Below are 16,888 nucleotides of genomic sequence, written 5' to 3' on the forward strand. Positions count from 1 at the left end.
CCCGGCTATGGCGCGGGCATGATGCCCGCGCCATGCCCCATCAGCGGGCAGCCAGACAAGCCCCGCCCGGCACGGTAAGGGCGCCTGTCAGTCCGCCATGAAGCGGCGATAGGCCGGGGTGGTCAGGAAGTCCGGCAGATCGCGGGCCATGACGAGATCCGAGAGGATGGTCGCGGCCTCGCGATATTTGCCCGTCTCGAAGAAATTGTCGCCGACATTTTCCTTCCAGATGGCAAGCTGGGCCTTGATCTCGTCGTTGATGCGGGCGCCCGTCACCTTGGTCCCGTCTTCCAGCGCGACGCCATGGTGGCGCCACTGCCAGAGCTGGGCGCGGCTGATCTCGGCGGTGGCGGCATCCTCCATCATGTTGTGCAGCGGCACCGCCCCCTGGCCGCGCAGCCAGGCCGCGATATAGCCGATGGCGACATTCACGTTCATCGCCATGCCGGCGGCCGTCCGCGTTCCTTCGCTGGGGGTCGTCAGATCATCGGCGGTCGCGATTCCCTCGGGCATCTTGCCCAGCTGGTTCGGCCCCGGCATCAGCCGGTTGAACACCTCCAGGGCCACGGGCACGAGGCCGGGGTGGGCGACCCAGGTGCCGTCATGGCCGAGGGTTGCCTCGCGCTCCTTGTCGGCGCGGACGGCGGCGAAGGCGGCCTGGTTCTTTTCCTCGTCATCCTTCACCGGAATGAAGGCGGACATGCCGCCCATGGCATGGGCGCCGCGCCGGTGGCAGGTGCGCACCACATGGGCCGCATATTTCGCCATGAAGGGAACGGCCATCGTCACCTGCGCGCGATCGGGCAGCACCTTCGACGAATCATGGGCGAGGCTCTTGATGTAGCTGAAGATATAGTCCCAGCGGCCGCAGTTGAGCGCGACGATATGGTCGCGCAGTTCATAGAGGATCTCGTCCGCCATGAAGGCGCCGGGAAGCGTCTCGATCAATACGGTGGACTTGATGCTGCCCAGCGGCAGGCCGAGGATGGATTGCGCCGTGACGAAGATGTTGTTCCACAGCCGCGCTTCCAGATAATGTTCCATCTTGGGAAGATAGAAATAGGGGCCGCTGCCCTTCTCGATCAGCTTGCGCGCATTGTGGAAGAAATAGAGCGCGAAATCGAAGATCGCGCCCGACACTTCCTCGCCATCGACATGCAGATGCGCTTCCGGCAGGTGCCAGCCGCGCGGGCGGCAGATGAGAACGGCCGTTTCGGCGTTCAGGCGATAGGACTTGCCCTTGTCCTCCAGCGAAATGGTGCCGGCCACGGCGTCGCGCAGGTTGATCTGGCCCTCGACGATATTGGCCCAGGTGGGGGATGTGGCGTCCTCGAGGCAGGCCATGAAGCATTTCGCGCCGGAATTGAGGGCGTTGATCACCATCTTGCGGTCGCACGGGCCGGTGATTTCCACCCGGCGGTCGAGAAGATCTGCGGGCGTGCCGGAAATCTTCCAGTCGCCATCGCGGACTGCCGATGTTTCAGGCGCGAAATCGAGCGCGTTGCCGGCTGCCCACCAGCGCCTGCGGTCCGACCGCGCCCGCAGGAGCGACTGGCGTGTCGGCTCGTACATGCGGTGCAGGTGCGCGATGAAGGCAAGCGCCGCGTCCGACAGGATTTCCTCGTATCCCGGCTTCATCGCGCCGCGAATGTCCACTCCGCTGATGCTCATTACGTCTGGTCTCCTGTTGGGCGCCCGGTGCTTCCGGGGGCCGTGAATCCGTAAGGGTGCAACCCCCGCGACGCCTGGTCCAGGCGCAGTTCGGCCCCCGCTGGCGGGGCCGAGCGCTGCCTGCAGTCAGCGCGGAAGCAGCTGGCGCAGCCGGGGCCGATGGGGGCGGCCGGCGCCATGTTGAGATCGATGCCGCCAGCGTAGACCAGCGCGCGGGCATGATCGAGCGAGCAGCTGAGTGCGATGGCGAATCGCGGCCTTTCGGCGCCCCAGGGCGTGATCTGCGGCCTGACGGTGCGGGCGATGGTGAAGATGCGCTCGCCTTCCTCGACTTCGGCCACCTGCGTCAGGATCCGGCCCGGCTGCTCGAAGGCGGCATAAAGCACCCAGAGCGGGCACTGGCCACCTTCGCTGGCGAAGGGCAGGCGGCCGGCGGAAAAGCGCTTCGATACCTGACCGGCGCGGTCGGTGCGCAACAGAAGGAAGGGAATCCCGCGTGCGCCCGGCCGCTGGAGCGTGGTGAGCCGGTGGGCCACCTGCTCGAACCCGGCGGAAAAGCGCGCCTGCAGCAGTTCGAGATCATAGCCGAGCTGCTCGGCTGCAGCATGGAACCGGCCATAGGGCATCATCAGGGCAGCCGCCCAGTAGCTGGCGAGATTCATGGCGAGGAGGGTGCTGGCAAAAGGCCCGCCCGCTGCCAGCCGTGGCGCGGCAGCTTCCACCTCGCGCTCGATTTCGGCGCGGGCTTCCAGCTGCGCCAGCTGGAAGCAGAGCTGGAAGGCGCGGGAGGCACCATCCAGCAGTTCCGAAAGCAGGACCTGGCGGTTGTGGAAATCGAATCGGCGCAGGCGATCCGGCATCACGTCCCACGGCAGGACACGCACGTTGAGGCCATGCCTTGCGCGCAGCCTGTCCCTGACGGCGGCATCGAGCGACTGGCCGGTCAGGCGCAGTTCGTCCGCCAGCGATTCGGCGTGTGCGTCGAGTTCGGTGAAATGGTTCGCCCGTTCGAGCAGATGGGCGCGCACGAGCTGGAGCGGGGAGGGCGGGAGGACGGCCGCCGCGCCCTCGTCGGCGCCCGGCCTTTCCGCCAGCCGCAGAAGGGCTTTCGCGACATCGGGATGCTGGTCGACGAAATCGCGCAGCTGCGCCTTGCCGATGGCAAGCCCGGCGCGGGCGACCGCCGCCGAGACATCATCGACCTGCTGGTCCGAATCCGCACCGGTGAACTGGCGGATATCGACATCATAGACATCGGCCAGTTTCAGCAGCACGGCGGCCGTCAGCGGCCGCTGGTTGCGTTCCAGCAGGTTGAGATAGGAAACGGAAAGCCCGAGATCGGACGCCATGCGGCTCTGGGTGAGACCAAGGCCCTTGCGCAGCCGCTTGACGCGCGGACCGGCGAAAAGCTTCCGGTCCCCCATATCCAGTTTTGTAAAATTATTCACAATTTCACAACTTTTTCCGTCAAATCTCGACCCTTTGACACGATTTATCGGCCTCTGGCATGTGAATTTCTTGACCGATGTGTGTGTCGCAGTCAAGTAAATGGCATCAGCCAGTAAAAATTTGGGCCTGAAAAGTCCGGCCTGTGAAAATCAGGTCAATCGAGAAGGAATGCGACACATGACCAGCCAGCTCCGCTTCGAGGATCTCGTTCCTGCGCCCGCCGGCCGTTTCGACGGCATCGAGCGTCCCTACAGCCCGGCCGATGTCGAGCGGCTGCGCGGCTCTGTTCATATCGAGCACACGCTGGCCCGGCGTGGCGCGGAAAAGCTGTGGGAGCTTCTGAAGTCCGAGCCCTACATCAATTCCCTTGGGGCCCTCTCGGGCAACCAGGCGATGCAGATGGTGCGTGCCGGCCTGAAGGCGATCTATCTTTCCGGCTGGCAGGTGGCGGCCGACGCCAACACCGCTGGCCAGATGTATCCCGACCAGTCGCTCTATCCGGCCAACGCCGGCCCGGAACTGGCGCGCCGCATCAACCGCACCCTGCAGCGCGCCGACCAGATCGAGCACAGCGAAGGCGGTGTGAAGCGTGACTGGTTCGCCCCCATCGTCGCCGACGCCGAGGCTGGTTTCGGCGGGCCTCTCAACTGCTTCGAGATCATGAAGGCCTATATCGAGGCGGGCGCCGCCGGCGTGCACTATGAAGACCAGCTGGCTTCCGAGAAGAAGTGCGGCCACCTCGGCGGCAAGGTGCTGATCCCGACCCAGGCCCATATCCGCAACCTCGACGCCGCCCGCCTGGCCGCCGACGTGATGGGCGTGCCGACCGTGATCTGCGCCCGCACCGACGCCGAATCCGCCATGCTGATGACCAGCGACATCGACGAGCGCGACCATGAGTTCATGACTGGCGAGCGCACGCCCGAGGGCTTCTTCCGCCTGAAGCCGGGCACCGGTGTCGATCATTGCATCAAGCGCGGCCTTGCCTTTGCGCCGCATGCCGACCTGCTGTGGTGGGAAACCAGCCACCCCAATCTCGATGATGCGCGCCGCTTCGCCGAGGCGATCAAGAAGCAGTATCCGGACAAGATGCTGGCCTACAACTGTTCGCCCAGCTTCAACTGGGAGAAGAACCTGGACAAGGATACGATCGCGAAGTTCCAGCGCGAAATCGGCGCCATGGGCTACAAGTTCCAGTTCGTCACGCTTGCCGGCTTCCACAGCCTGAACCACGGCATGTACGAACTGGCCCTTGGCTATCGCGATCGCGGGATGGCGGCCTATTCCGAGCTGCAGCAGGCGGAATTCGCCAGCGAGGCGCGCGGCTACACTGCCACCCGCCACCAGCGCGAAGTGGGCACGGGCTATTTCGATGCGGTGGCCGAGGCCATCTCGGGCGGCCAGTCCTCGACCACGGCGCTGAAGGAATCGACCGAAGCGGCCCAGTTCAAGGGCTGATCAGGGGCTGAACACGGCCTGACCGGTTCGACAGTCTCCGGGGAGGAGGGAGCAGCCCGTGCCGCAAGGCGCGGGCTGCGACCTGTTGGAACTGGTTGGCGTCAGGCCCATCTCCTCTCTTGCTGCCACCGGCGGGCAGGCGTTAGGGAAGCGCCATGAGCAGCATGCCCCTTTCCGCCGACGCCAGTATCTTCGAGGCAAGTCTCTTCGATCGTGTCTGGCTGGTCGGCTGTGGCGCGATGGCCGGCGCACTTCTGGAGCGCTGGCTCATATCCGGGCTCGATGCGGCGCGGGTCACCATCATTGACCCCGAGCCGGCCGGCCTGCCGCAGGGCTTTACCGGCCCTGTTGTTCCGGAACCACCGGAAGGCGTAGCGCCAACGCTTCTCATCCTCGGCATCAAGCCGCAGATCCTGCCCCAGCTTGCGCCCATATTGTCGCAGCGGCTGGCCGGGCAGGGCGTGCTGCTCTCGATGCTGGCCGGGGTGCGCACGGCGACGCTTTCGGCGCTTTTCCCCGGCGCGCCGGTGATGCGGATCATGCCCAATCTTTCGGCACGGATCGGGCGTGGCACCACGGCCATGTTCGCAAGCGGCCTTGCCCCGGCTGACGCCGACGCCATCGATGGCCTGCTGCGCTCGGCCGGCTCCACCCTCTGGCTCGAAGACGAAGGCCGCTTCGATGCCGTCACCGCCGTATCGGGATCCGGTCCGGCCTTCCTGTTCCGTTTCATCGAAGCGCTGGCGGGCGCTGGCGAAGCTGCCGGCCTCGATCCTGAAACGGCCGCGCGGCTTGCGCTCGAAACCGTGGCCGGGGCCGCCGAAATGGCGGCCCTTTCGGGGCTTTCCCCGGCGGCTCTCCGCCAGCAGGTCACCAGCCCGAACGGCACCACGCAGGCCGGGCTCGATGTGCTGGATGGCGATGGTTCGCTTTCCAGCCTCATGCGCGCCACCGTGCGCGCCGCGACCGAACGGTCGCGCGCCCTTGCATCGGCCGCCGATGCCGCCATCGAAGCCGCCGCAGGGCGCGAAACCATGCGGGCGGCCTGAAGCCAGTGGGTGCCGTGGAACATACGCCGGCTGCCGCCCGCAACGCATGGCTCGGCGCTATTGCGCTGCAGGGCTGGCGTGCCGCCACCATCGACGATGCCGCCGATTATTCGGGCTTCCAGCCGGCCGACATCCTGCGCCTCGTCGGGGATCAGGTCGATGCCACAGCCGCTTTTCTCGACCATGTGGCGGCCGAGGCGGTCGCCGGCGCAGCCGGGCCGGGCACTGTGCGTGACCGGCTCTTCGATGGAATCATGCGCGGCTTCGATGCGCTTCAGGCGCAGCGCGAGGCGGCCATCGCCCTCTGGCTGGCGCGTGATCCGGGGCTTGGCCTTCTGCTGGCGGCGCGGGCCGGCCCTTCGATCAGGCGTCTGGCGTCTGCCGCCGGCGCGGGTGTCACGGGGTTGCGCGGGCAGCTGCGCCTGGCGGCACTGGCCGCGATTTCGCTGCGTGCCTTCGATACATGGCGCAAGGATGAAAGCCCGGACATGACCGCCACCATGGCCGAGCTCGACCGGCTGCTCGACAAGGCCGAGCGTGCCGAGAGGGAAGGCCCGGGCTTCGATCTGCTGGGCCTGCCGGGTCTGGCATCGCTCACCGCGCGGCTGCCATTTGCGCGTGCCGGCGGAAAGCAGCCGGAGCCGGTCAGTTCTGATCCGGCCGGCCAGACGGGCGATTGAGTTTTTCGAGCATTGCCAGATCTCCCGGCGCCACCAGCGCCGAAAGAATCGCCATGAAGCCGGCCTCGTCGTCCTTGCCCGCTGCCCGATAGGCATCGGCCATGCGCTGGAAGAGGGCGTCGAACAGCTCCGCCTCCAGCCGCGCGCCGGCTTCCGTCAGTCGCAGCAGCCTTTGCCTCCTGTCGGTCGCGCCAACCTTCTGTTCCACCAGTTCCAGCCGGATGAGATCGGCCAGAACGCGCGACAAAGACTGTTTGGTGATGGCCAGCAGTTTCAGCAGGTCTGAGACGGCAAGGCCGGGCTTGCGCGCGATGAAATAGAGCGCCCGATGGTGGGCGCGACCGAGCCTGCGACGCGCGAGAATCGCATCCGGCCCGCGGATCATGTTGGCATAGCCGAAATAGATCAGCTCGATCCCGCGGCGCACATCCTCCGGATCGACCATGCGCGCATTGCGGGATATGGCCTCCATGCCGGCCGGATCGGTGCGATCTTCGGAATGCCGGACGGGCGCGGAAAGAGATGCGTCAACCATGTTGACCGATTTTGCATCAACATGCTAGCCGCTGCAAGCATCATAAGAAGAGGCGAACATGGCGGAGCAGACCTTCGACGACCGGGACGGGTTCATCTGGCTGGACGGGAAACTGGTCCCGTGGCGGGAAGCCAATGTCCATATTCTCACGCATGCCATGCATTATGCCGGCGCCGTCTTCGAAGGGCAGCGCGCCTATAATGGCGAAATCTACGCCCTGTCCGAACACAGCGCCCGGCTTGTCCGCTCAGCCGAGCTTCTGGGCTACCGCATTCCCTTCAGCGTTGCGGAAATCGACCAGGCCTGCCGTGACACCCTTGCCGCCAACGGCCTGAAGGACGCCTACATGCGCCCTGTCGCGTGGCGCGGAAGCGAGCAGATGGGTGTCGCCGCGCAGAAGGCGAAGGTTCACCTGGCCATCGCCTGCTGGGAATGGGGCGCCTATTTCGGCGAGGAAGCGCTGGCCAAGGGCCTCAGGCTCGAGATTGCGCCCTGGCGCCGCCCGGCCCCCTATACCGCACCGACCGCGTCCAAGGCCTCGGGGCTCTACATGATCTGCACCCTGTCCAAGCATCACGCGACGGACAATGGCTATGACGACGCCCTGATGTTCGACTGGCGCGGCCAGGTTGCCGAGGCGACCGGCGCCAATGTCTTTTTCGTGAAGGATGGCGTGCTCCACACGCCGACGCCCGACTGCTTCCTTGATGGCATCACCCGCCAGTCCGTGATCCGCCTGGCGAAGCGCCGGGGTATCGAGGTGATCGAGCGGACCATCTGGCCGGAAGAGCTTGAAAGCTTCCAGCAATGCTTCCTGACCGGCAGCGCCGCCGAGGTCACGCCGGTGGGCAGCATCGGCCCCTGGACCTTCGAGGTCGGCGATCTGACCCGGCAGATGATGACCGATTATGCGGCCCTCGTCCGGGGCAATCTTCCCAACGCCTGAAGGCCGGGCCTGGCATGATGGAGAAGGGCGGTGCGGCATGCCGCCTCTTCCCCGCCGTGAAAGCTGCAAGGCAGCAATTGACCAGCCCTGCCCGGATTCCTAACGGAAGGGCTGAGGCAGGGCCTGACATGGGCCGGGGTGCAGAATGGAGAACAGCTTTGCGAGGATTCGGGCCAGTGGCTGCGATGGGGCGACCGGGTAAATCATCGGGCAGGCCCATGCGTGCAGCAACACTCTCCTTGATCCTTGCGGGGTCCGCGCTCGGGGCGTTGCCTGCTGCCGTTTCGGCGCAGGTCATCGACCCGAAGATCCTCCAGTCCCTGCAGGGGCAGTTGGGAAGCGGACAAAGGCAGGCGTCGCCGCAGCCATCCGAATCGAGTGCGCAACCGTCAGGCGAGATGATGTCGCCCACCGGCAAGATCGACACGACGGAGGAGCAGGAAGTCCGCCGTGCCCAGGCGCGGCGCCAGCTCCAGCGTCTCTATGATCCCTCCACCATCGAAGAGGATTACAGGGCGCGTCTTGGCGACCGCTCCTTGCGCCAGTTCGGCTATGATGTCTTCCAGTCCGGCTCTGCACCCACGGGCGTGCGGGCCGGCGCCATCGGCGATGATTATGTGCTGGGCATCGGCGATGAGATCGAAGTCAGCTTCCGCGGGGCGACCAACGCCAGCGAAACCGCAAGGGTTGATCGCGACGGGCGGATTGTCGTCGGTGCGCTCAGGCCCGTGCAGGCGGCCGGGCGCTCGCTCGGCAGTGTCCGCGCCGAGCTTGCCTCGCTCACACGCAGCACGCTTCTGGCAACCGATGTCTATGTCTCGGTCGGCGAAGTGCGCGCGATCAGCGTGTTTGTCGGTGGCGAGGTGGAACGCCCCGGCCAGGTCAGCCTGACATCGCTATCCGATATCGCCAGCGCCATAGCGCGGGCCGGTGGAGTCCGTCGCTCGGGGTCGCTCAGGCAAGTGCGGATCGTGCGGGCCGGCGGCGGCAGCATCAGCGTCGATCTCTACGGGCTTCTGGGCATCGGCGCGCCATCCAATGTCCGCCTGCGCGACGGGGACAGGATCATCGTGCCCGTTATCGGGCCGACCGTCGCAGTCGCCGGGGCCGTTGCGCGGCCGGGCATCTACGAACTGCGCGGCACCGCTTCGGTTGCCGAGGTGGTCGCCTTTGCCGGCGGCGCGGTGCGCCAGCGCGGCGCGCAGATCGTCATCAGCCGAATCGCGGCCGATGGAACCGAAACCTTCGTGCGCGCACCGTCCGCCGGCAGCAGCGTGCTCGGCGGGGATGCGATCCAGCTTGTCGGCGGTTCGCCGGGCGGCACGGTTGGCCGGGTGCAGCTTTCGGGCAATGTCTCGAACCCCGGCCCGCGCCCGCTGATGAGCGCGGAGACCATAGCCGATCTCGTCGGCCGGCCCGAGGATCTGCGCGCCGACACCTATCAGCTGGTGGCCGGGCTGGTGCGCCGCGATGCCGGAACGGGCGCACGGGTGATCGAGCTTGTGAATCTCGCCCGCGAACTGCGCGAGCGGCCGTCCACCCGGCTTCAGGGGGATGACCGGCTCTACATCCTTTCCCGCCGGGACATCGAGTTCCTGAACGGCGTGGCCGTGCGCAGCATCGTGCTTGGCCAGCCCAACCCGCTGCCCCAGTGCCGTTCGCTCGACAATCTGGAAGCGCTTGTGCGCGATACCCAGGCCACGCGTTTTCATCCCGTCACGCGGGGTGGTTTCGTCGTCGGCGGCCCGTCCAACCTGCGGGCCGGCTCTGTCGCCGGAACGCTTGCGGCGGGCGGATCTTCGGAAGAAGCCGGCGGCGCCGATGTGGCAAGGCTGGCGGACGAGGACATCTGCTCCCCGACTTTCGAGCAGGAACCCGACCTGCTGCCCATCCTCATCGAGAACAGCATCAGCGTTGGCGGCAGCATCCGTCGCCCGGGCGCCTATCCGGTGGCGGGTCCGGTCAGCGCGCGGGATCTTTCGATCCTTGCCGATGGCGTTCTTACGGGCGCCTCGAACATGGAGCTGGACATCACACGCGCTTCATCCGGCCTCGCCGAACGGACGCAGCTTGATCCAGCCGGAAACCTGCTGCGCACCACCCTCGTCGGGCCTGGCGATGATCTTCGTTTCAATGCCGAGATGCCGCGTTACGAAAGCTCGGGTGTGCTGCTCTCAGGCGAAGTGAACCGGCCCGGCCTTTATACCGTGCGCAAGGGTGAGCGCCTTTCGGAACTCATCGCGCGTGCTGGTGGCCTCAGCGAACAGGCCTATGCCTATGGCGCGGTGTTCACCCGGCGCAGCGTGAAGCAGGCGCAGGAGGAAGGCTTCCGCCGAACCGCGCGCGAACTCAACAACAGCCTGATCGCGGTTGCCGCGCGGTCCACCGAAAAGAGCAGCGACGGCCTGATCGGCGCCGCCAGCATCATCCAGTCCCTCGCGCAGACGGAAGCGCCGGGCCGCATGGTGGTCGAGGCCGACCCGCGCGTCCTCGAGCGGCGGCCGGATCTGGATACGGTGCTCGAAGCCGGGGATTCCATCTTCATTCCCAAGACGCCGAACTATGTTCTCGTGCTGGGGGATGTGAACAACCCCGGCGCGCACCAGTTCGTGGCGGGCAAGGCGGCGACGAACTATCTCACGGATGCCGGCGGGGCGCTTGCTACGGCAGACCGGAAGCGCGCATTCGTCGTGCTTCCCAACGGCCAGGCCCAGCCCTTGCGCGTGAGTGGCTGGAGCGGCATCGACGGCGCGCCGCCGCCGGGCAGCACCATCATCGTGCCGAAGAACATCGACCCGCTCTACCGGCTTTCGATCTTCCGTGACGTGACAACCATCATCGCCCAGCTGGCGACTTCGGTTGCCACCGTGGCCGTGCTGGCGACGCGGTGACGAGTGACAGGGGCGGCAAAACGCCCCCGCGGCTCATCTTCCTGTCGCAGCTCTTCGACCCCGAGCCCACCTTCAAGGGGCTTGGTTTCGCGCGCGCGCTCGCCGATCGGGGTTTCGACATCGAGGTGGTTACCGGCTTTCCCAATTATCCGGGCGGGAAGGTCTATGATGGCTATCGCATCCGCCCCGTTCTCCGCGAGCGCATGGATGGCGTGGATGTCACCCGGCTTGCCATCTACCCCAGCCATGACAGGCGGGCCCTGCATCGCCTGCTCTGCTACGCGAGCTTCATGCTTTCATCGACGGTCTATCTGCTTTTCGGCGTGCGTCGGGCGGATATCGTCTATGTCTATTATCCGTCGCTGACGGCGGGGCTGGCTGCCATCATCGCCCGGATATTCCGCCGCACGCCGGTCGTGATCGACATCCAGGATATGTGGCCCGATTCCCTCGGCGCGACAGGCATGGTGAAAAGCGGTCTTTTCCTGAAGCTGGTGGAATGGCTGTGCGCGCTCGTCTACCGGGCCGTGGATCACATCGTGGTGCTCTCTCCGGGTTTCCGCGACCTGCTGATCAGCCGCGGTGTGCCGGCGGACCGCATCAGCCTCGTCTATAACTGGGCGGAGGAAACGGAGAGGCCCGAGCCCAAGCCGGGACTTGCCGATGGCAGTTTCAGCGTTTTGTTCGCCGGCAACATGGGGGCCGCACAGGGCCTCGAAACCGTGCTTGAGGCAGCCGCCATACTGTCGGACCGGGATGACATACGGTTCGATTTCCTCGGCTCCGGCCTTGCTGTCGACGATCTGAAGGCCGAAGTCGCGCGGCGCGGCCTGCGCAATGTGCGCTTCATGCCGCGCGTGCCGCTGGCGGAGGTGCAGGAAAAGCTTGCCGAGGCGGATTGCCTGCTTGTCCACCTGAAGCCGGATCCGCTGTTTTCGATCACCATTCCTTCCAAGACCCAGGCCTATCTCTATGCCGGAAAGCCGGTCCTGATGGCCGTGGAAGGGGATGCCGCGCGGCTCGTGGAAGAATCGGGCGCCGGCCTTGCCGTTCAGCCCGGAAATGCCCGTGACCTTGCCGACAATGTGCTGCAACTGCGCGCGATGCAGCCTGAAGATCTGGCTGCCATGGGGCGGCGCGGTCAGGTTTTTTACGAGGAACGGCTTTCCTTCTCCAGAGGCCTGTCGGACTTCGAGACACTCTTCCGGAAACATGCGCGCAAACGCCGCCGTGGTTCCGCCTGAAAAGGAGCAGCATGTGGCAGATACGCCGGTACCATTTTTCCGCCCTTCCATCGGCGAGGCCGAGATCCAGGCTGTCAGCGAATGCCTGCGCTCCGGCTGGCTGACGACAGGGCCGAAATGCCGCGATTTCGAGGCCGCCTTCGCTGCCCATGTCGGGGGTGATGTGACAGCGCTTGCCGTGACCTCAGCGACGGCTGCGCTTCATCTCGGGCTCGAGGCTATGGGTGTCGGCCCCGGCGATGAAGTGATCGTGCCGACCCTGACCTTCACGGCAACGGCTGAAGTCGTGCGCTATCTCGGCGCCGAGCCGGTGTTCGTCGATATCGAGCCGGATACGCTGTGCATCTGCCCCGACGCCGTCGAGGCCGCCATCACGCCGCGCACGAAGGTCATCATGCCGGTGCATTTCGCCGGCCGCATGTGCGACATGACCGCCCTGCGCGCGCTGGCCGACCGCCATGGCCTCAGGATACTCGACGATGCCGCCCATGCGCTTCCCGCCAGCCACCAGGGCATGAGCGTCGGGCGTTGCGGCGCCGACGCGACGGCCTTCAGCTTCTACGCGAACAAGACCATGACCACAGGCGAGGGGGGCATGCTGGTGACGGCTGACCCGGACATCGCCGCACGCGCCCGCATCATGCGTCTGCACGGCATCGACCGCGATGTCTTCAACCGGTTCACGGATACGCGCTCCAGCGCGATCTACGATGTCGTCGCCCCCGGCTACAAATACAACATGACGGACATGGCGGCAGCCCTTGGCACGGTGCAGCTGGGACGGGTGGAGGCCTTTCACGCCGCCCGCATCCGGCTTGTCGAACGCTATGATTCGGCCCTTGCCGGCCTGCCGGTCATTCTGCCGCCCCATGCGGCAAAGGGGGATGTGCACAGCTGGCACCTTTATATCCTGCAGCTGAAGGATGAAGCGCCGATGGACCGGGACGGCTTCATACAAGGCCTGAAGGACGCCGGAATCGGCAGTTCGGTGCACTATCGCCCGCTTCACCAGATGAGCTACTGGTCAAGCCGCGCCACCGGGCAGGCCTTTCCCCATGCCGACGCCTATTTCAACCGATGCGTGACCCTGCCGCTTTTCATGGCGATGACCGATGAAGAGCAGGCGCGCGTGATCGAGACTGTCAGGCGCCTTCTTTCGGCATGAAGCGCCTGTTCGACATCGTAGTGGCTGGCGGGCTGCTGATTCTCGTTCTGCCCGTCCTGCTGGCGGCAGCGATAGGCATTCGCGTCTCGTCTCCCGGGCCGATATTCTACCGTGCCGCCCGGGTGGGGCGGGGCCGGGTACACTTCAGCATGCTCAAGTTTCGCTCCATGCATGTCAGCGATGGCGGGCCGGTCATCACCAGCAAGGGCGATAACCGCATCTTTCCGCTGGGTGTCTGGCTGAGGCGGCTGAAGATCGATGAACTGCCACAGCTCATCAATGTGGTGAAAGGCGACATGTCGCTCGTCGGGCCGAGGCCGGAAGACCCCAAGATCGTTGCCGAATCCTATGCGCCCTGGATGCTGGAGACGCTCGACATACGGCCCGGCATCACCAGCCCCGGCGCGGTTTTCTATTATGCCGTCGGCGAGGCGCTGGTGGATGATGACGACCCGGAAGGCTCCTATGTAGCGCGGCTTCTGCCGCCCAAGCTGGCCGTGGAGCGGGCCTATATGGAGCGCGCCACCATTTTCAGCGACATCCACTGCATGCTGCTGACGGCTGCCGCGATCCTTGGCAATGCCGTTGGTCGCCCCGTGCTGCCTGCCCGGCGTGACCTGCTGGCCGCCCGGCGCTGGGATCCCGGCATCACCATTCCGACTGATCGGCGCGCCTGAAGCGTCTTTCCCGGATTGCCGGCTTCAGCCTGCCGGCAACAGCCGATAGACAGTGAGACGGCGGTTTCCACGGTCTTCCACGCCAATCGCCTGAAAACCATGCTTGCGATAGAAGCGGTGGACGGCCTCGTTATCGGCTTCGTCGGTGGTCAGCAAAATCTGGCTGGCGCCCTGATCGAACATGCCCTTGCAGAAGGCGCGCAGCAGCTTCGCGCCGCTGCCATCGCCTTTTGCGGCAACACCGATGGATGAAAGCTCGGCCGAGCCGGATGGCTTGCGCATGTCGGCAGACGTTTCCACGCGGTTGCGGTTTCCGAGCACATCTCCCAGAAGCCATGGCCGCCGGAGAAGGCCGAGCGCGATCGCGGGAAGCAGCCTGATGCGCCTGGCCCGGAAATGCCGGTAGAAGCCATCCGGGTCCATGAAGCCGACAGCAAAGCCATGGATCTTTCCCTCCCGCTCCAGCACGAGGGCCATGCTGCCGGGATAGTCGAGAACGGCGGCATAATAGGCGCGCAGGAAGGCCGGGCCCATGCGGTCGAGGAAGAAGCCGTGAAAGGCCATGCGGTGAACCTTCACCACCTGCGGCAGGTCTGCCCGTTCCATCGGGCGGATGCCGGCTTGCGCATCATCTTCGTCTCTGCCGGTCTTTTTCGGGGTTTGAGCGGTCGTCATGCTTCCCGATGCGGCAATTCGCATCCCGGTGCCAAGCGCGCAGCGAGAGTATCGGCAGGCTTCGTCGCGATTAACAGCGGCTTCACCGCAACTTGCTGCTTTGAAAGACCAGCTTTGTTCAAATTTTCGACATTTGCGCCTATAGGGCTCATGTTAACCATCTTTTGGGCAGACTCGGCATGCTTCACAAAATGATCGGCACGTTCTTCCGGATGCCGCGCCCGGTGAAGCGTCTGTTGCAGGTGTCTGCGGATATTCTCATCATTGCGATCAGCCTCGTTGGCGCCATGGCGCTGCACGGGGCCCAGCCGGTACTGCCCTTTTCACAGGCATTCTGGGCGACGCTCGCTTTCCTCGTCGCCGTCAGCCTTCCCATGTTCGTCTGGCTCGGCTTCTATCGGGCGATCATCCGCTACATGAGCCTGAAGGCGGCATGGGTCATGCTGCTCGGGGTGGTTTCATCCTCCATCGCGCTTTTCATCATCTCGCGGCTTGTGGGCCTGTCGATCTCCTGGGCCGTTCCCATCATCTACGGCCTGATCTGCGGTTTCCTCGTGGGGGGTATCCGCTTCGCGTTCCGCGCATTGTTCGTGCAGAGCCAGGTGCGGCTGAAATCCCCTGTCATCATCTATGGCGCGGGCGAAGCCGGACGGCAGCTTGCAGCTTCACTGAGGCAGGGGCGGGATCATGTGGCGGCCGCCTTCGTGGACGATGCATCGTCGCTTCAGGGAAGCCTGATCGAGGGCATCATGGTGCATCCGCCGGAAGCACTTGCCTCACTCGTGTCCGGCCTTTCGGCTGAACTGATCCTTCTCGCCATCCCGAGCGCCTCCCGCGCGCAGCGCCAGACCATCCTTGACAGACTCGAGCCGCTGCCGGTGCCGGTCAAGACCATCCCCAGTGTCGGGGATCTGGTTTCCGGCAAGTCGCGTGTCAGCGAAATCCGTCATGTGGCAGTCGAGGATCTTCTGGGCAGGGATCCGATCCCGGCGGATCCGGACCTGATGGATGCCAACATCCGTGGCCGGAACGTGCTGGTGAGCGGGGCTGGCGGGTCCATTGGGCAGGAGCTCTGCCGGCAGATCCTGCATCGCGCGCCGCGCGAACTGATCCTGCTCGAACTGTCGGAATATGCGCTTTACCTGGCCGAACAGGAACTTGGCGCCATGGCGAAAAGCCTTGGCATCCCCTGCCTCATCCGGCCAATCCTCGGTTCGGTCCAGAACCCGCATCGCATCGAATCGATCCTGCGGATCTTCCGTGTGCAGACCGTCTATCATGCGGCCGCCTACAAGCATGTGCCGCTTGTGGAGCAGAATGTGGTCGAGGGCCTGCGGAACAATGTGTTCGGAACGCTGACGATCGCGCGGGCGGCGATCGATGCCGGCGTTGAGGCCTTCATCCTCGTTTCGACCGACAAGGCCGTGCGCCCCACCAACATCATGGGCGCCAGCAAGCGCATGGCCGAACTGGTATGCCAGGCGCTGGCGCGGACCCAGAAGACGACCAGCTTCTCCATGGTGCGCTTCGGCAATGTCCTTGGCTCCAGCGGCTCCGTGATTCCGCTTTTCCGCAGGCAGATAGAGCAGGGCGGCCCGGTTACGGTGACCCACCCGGAAGTCACCCGCTATTTCATGACCATCCCGGAAGCGGCACAACTCGTGATCCAGGCCGGCGCCATGGCCAAGGGCGGCGATGTCTTCGTGCTCGACATGGGGCAACCCGTTCAGATCGTCGATCTCGCCCGCAGGATGATCCGCCTTTCCGGCTTCAGGCCCTTCATCAAGGGCGTGAACAGGGAAGAGGAGGGGGACATGGAAATCATCTTCACCGGCCTTCGCACGGGCGAGAAGCCGTTCGAGGAGCTTCTGATTGGTGATTCCCCGCAGGCAACGCGCCACCCCCGGATCATGACGGCATCCGAAACCTTCATGCCCTGGGAAGAGCTGCAGCCGCTGCTGGACAAGCTGTTCGAAGCATGCCGGCGTTATGATGTGCCGATGATCCGCAATCTACTAGTCAGTGCGCCCACAGGCTACAAGCCTGAACAGGTGATCGTCGACCAGACCTGGGACCCGCAGAATCTTGCACAGACCGACGAAGCCGGAAACCTGATTCCCATCACGCGTGCACGGGCCATCCGCAAGGGCGACACACAGGGGCAGGGGCCACGGGCGGCATCCTGACCTTTGCGAGGGCATTTTTTTCGATCCGCACCAAAGTCATCAATCGGGGCTTGGCAAGCCGGATTGCACAGGCTATCAGCGCGCTCCCGGACAGGAACCAATTTCCTGACGGTTGCCGGCATTGGGGTGTAGCCAAGCGGTAAGGCAGCGGTTTTTGGTACCGCCATTCCCAGGTTCGAATCCTGGCACCCCAGCCACCGCACAATCACTGACTTCACGGGATGGAGTCACGGTGATGGCCGGAATATCTGCTCTTCCTCGA

The 16,888-nt window shown here is 65.1% G+C and carries 13 protein-coding genes and 1 tRNA gene; 10 read left to right on the forward strand and 4 right to left on the reverse strand.

Annotated features, from left to right (window positions below; translation table 11 throughout):
- Positions 1 to 87 precede the first annotated feature (87 nt).
- Together aceB and ACUJ46_RS05215 are read right to left on the reverse strand one after the other, a co-directional pair.
- Positions 88 to 1,671: a malate synthase A gene (aceB, locus tag ACUJ46_RS05210; protein ID WP_445389361.1), complete on the reverse strand. Its 1,584-nt coding sequence runs from the start codon at positions 1,669 to 1,671 to the stop codon at positions 88 to 90.
- Positions 1,671 to 3,119, reverse strand: a complete 1,449-nt coding sequence (locus tag ACUJ46_RS05215) for a helix-turn-helix domain-containing protein (RefSeq protein WP_445389362.1) — start codon at positions 3,117 to 3,119, stop codon at positions 1,671 to 1,673. Before ACUJ46_RS05215 ends, aceB begins: the two co-directional genes overlap by 1 nt.
- Positions 3,120 to 3,297: 178 nt before the next feature.
- On the opposite strand from ACUJ46_RS05215, the gene aceA reads away from it, so the two are divergent.
- The 3 genes from aceA (at position 3,298) to ACUJ46_RS05230 (ending at position 6,307) form a co-directional block, all read left to right on the forward strand.
- Positions 3,298 to 4,578 carry an isocitrate lyase gene (gene aceA, locus ACUJ46_RS05220; RefSeq protein ID WP_445389363.1) on the forward strand — a complete coding sequence of 427 codons (1,281 nt, stop codon included), beginning with the start codon at positions 3,298 to 3,300 and terminating at the stop codon, positions 4,576 to 4,578.
- 155 nt (positions 4,579 to 4,733) lie between these two features.
- Positions 4,734 to 5,627 (forward strand): pyrroline-5-carboxylate reductase, encoded by an 894-nt coding sequence (gene proC / locus ACUJ46_RS05225; protein WP_445389364.1) that lies wholly within the window; start codon positions 4,734 to 4,736, stop codon positions 5,625 to 5,627.
- Positions 5,628 to 5,641: 14 nt separating this feature from the next.
- Positions 5,642 to 6,307 (forward strand): hypothetical protein, encoded by a 666-nt coding sequence (locus ACUJ46_RS05230; protein WP_445389365.1) that lies wholly within the window; start codon positions 5,642 to 5,644, stop codon positions 6,305 to 6,307.
- On the opposite strand, the gene ACUJ46_RS05235 is transcribed toward ACUJ46_RS05230, so the two are convergent.
- A complete protein-coding gene (locus ACUJ46_RS05235; protein ID WP_445389366.1) occupies positions 6,273 to 6,842 on the reverse strand; it encodes a MarR family winged helix-turn-helix transcriptional regulator in 570 nt (189 codons plus the stop codon). The genes ACUJ46_RS05230 and ACUJ46_RS05235 overlap by 35 nt on opposite strands.
- Before the next feature lie 58 nt (positions 6,843 to 6,900).
- Here ACUJ46_RS05235 and ACUJ46_RS05240 point away from each other — a divergent pair, with 58 nt between their 5' ends.
- The 5 genes from ACUJ46_RS05240 (at position 6,901) to ACUJ46_RS05260 (ending at position 13,765) form a co-directional block, all read left to right on the forward strand.
- Positions 6,901 to 7,788 (forward strand): branched-chain amino acid aminotransferase, encoded by an 888-nt coding sequence (locus ACUJ46_RS05240; protein WP_445389367.1) that lies wholly within the window; start codon positions 6,901 to 6,903, stop codon positions 7,786 to 7,788.
- A 218-nt stretch (positions 7,789 to 8,006) separates the two neighbouring features.
- Complete coding sequence (locus ACUJ46_RS05245) at positions 8,007 to 10,679, forward strand: SLBB domain-containing protein (RefSeq protein ID WP_445389368.1); 2,673 nt, start codon at positions 8,007 to 8,009, stop codon at positions 10,677 to 10,679.
- Positions 10,676 to 11,923 carry a glycosyltransferase family 4 protein gene (locus tag ACUJ46_RS05250; protein WP_445389369.1) on the forward strand — a complete coding sequence of 416 codons (1,248 nt, stop codon included), beginning with the start codon at positions 10,676 to 10,678 and terminating at the stop codon, positions 11,921 to 11,923. Before ACUJ46_RS05245 ends, ACUJ46_RS05250 begins: the two co-directional genes overlap by 4 nt.
- 13 nt (positions 11,924 to 11,936) lie before the next feature.
- Positions 11,937 to 13,088, forward strand: a complete 1,152-nt coding sequence (locus tag ACUJ46_RS05255) for a DegT/DnrJ/EryC1/StrS family aminotransferase (RefSeq protein ID WP_445389370.1) — start codon at positions 11,937 to 11,939, stop codon at positions 13,086 to 13,088.
- On the forward strand, positions 13,085 to 13,765 hold the full coding sequence (locus tag ACUJ46_RS05260; protein WP_445389371.1) for a sugar transferase: 681 nt from the start codon (positions 13,085 to 13,087) through the stop codon (positions 13,763 to 13,765). The genes ACUJ46_RS05255 and ACUJ46_RS05260 overlap by 4 nt, the downstream gene beginning before the upstream one ends.
- Positions 13,766 to 13,789: 24 nt before the next feature.
- Here ACUJ46_RS05260 and ACUJ46_RS05265 read toward each other — a convergent pair whose 3' ends face one another.
- Positions 13,790 to 14,440 (reverse strand): GNAT family N-acetyltransferase, encoded by a 651-nt coding sequence (locus tag ACUJ46_RS05265; RefSeq protein ID WP_445389372.1) that lies wholly within the window; start codon positions 14,438 to 14,440, stop codon positions 13,790 to 13,792.
- Between the two features lie 191 nt (positions 14,441 to 14,631).
- Here ACUJ46_RS05265 and ACUJ46_RS05270 point away from each other — a divergent pair, with 191 nt between their 5' ends.
- Both ACUJ46_RS05270 and ACUJ46_RS05275 read left to right on the forward strand, forming a co-directional pair.
- The gene (locus tag ACUJ46_RS05270) at positions 14,632 to 16,626 is read left to right on the forward strand and encodes a polysaccharide biosynthesis protein (protein ID WP_445389373.1); all 1,995 of its coding nucleotides are present in this window, start codon (positions 14,632 to 14,634) and stop codon (positions 16,624 to 16,626) included.
- Positions 16,627 to 16,748: 122 nt separating this feature from the next.
- Positions 16,749 to 16,823 (forward strand) — tRNA-Gln (locus ACUJ46_RS05275).
- Positions 16,824 to 16,888: the final 65 nt, after the last annotated feature.

It is taken from the genome of Sandaracinobacteroides sp. A072, assembly GCF_052616365.1.

Bases quoted from the DNA above. Each gene is read 5' to 3' on its own strand.
- ACUJ46_RS05260 (WP_445389371.1), top strand. From the start codon at position 13,085: ATGAAGCGCCTGTTCGACATCGTAGTGGCTGGCGGGCTGCTGATTCTC.
- aceB (WP_445389361.1), bottom strand. From the start codon at position 1,671: ATGAGCATCAGCGGAGTGGACATTCGCGGCGCGATGAAGCCGGGATAC.
- ACUJ46_RS05270 (WP_445389373.1), top strand. From the start codon at position 14,632: ATGATCGGCACGTTCTTCCGGATGCCGCGCCCGGTGAAGCGTCTGTTG.
- aceA (WP_445389363.1), top strand. From the start codon at position 3,298: ATGACCAGCCAGCTCCGCTTCGAGGATCTCGTTCCTGCGCCCGCCGGC.
- ACUJ46_RS05265 (WP_445389372.1), bottom strand. From the start codon at position 14,440: ATGACGACCGCTCAAACCCCGAAAAAGACCGGCAGAGACGAAGATGAT.
- ACUJ46_RS05240 (WP_445389367.1), top strand. From the start codon at position 6,901: ATGGCGGAGCAGACCTTCGACGACCGGGACGGGTTCATCTGGCTGGAC.
- ACUJ46_RS05245 (WP_445389368.1), top strand. From the start codon at position 8,007: ATGCGTGCAGCAACACTCTCCTTGATCCTTGCGGGGTCCGCGCTCGGG.
- proC (WP_445389364.1), top strand. From the start codon at position 4,734: ATGAGCAGCATGCCCCTTTCCGCCGACGCCAGTATCTTCGAGGCAAGT.
- ACUJ46_RS05235 (WP_445389366.1), bottom strand. From the start codon at position 6,842: ATGGTTGACGCATCTCTTTCCGCGCCCGTCCGGCATTCCGAAGATCGC.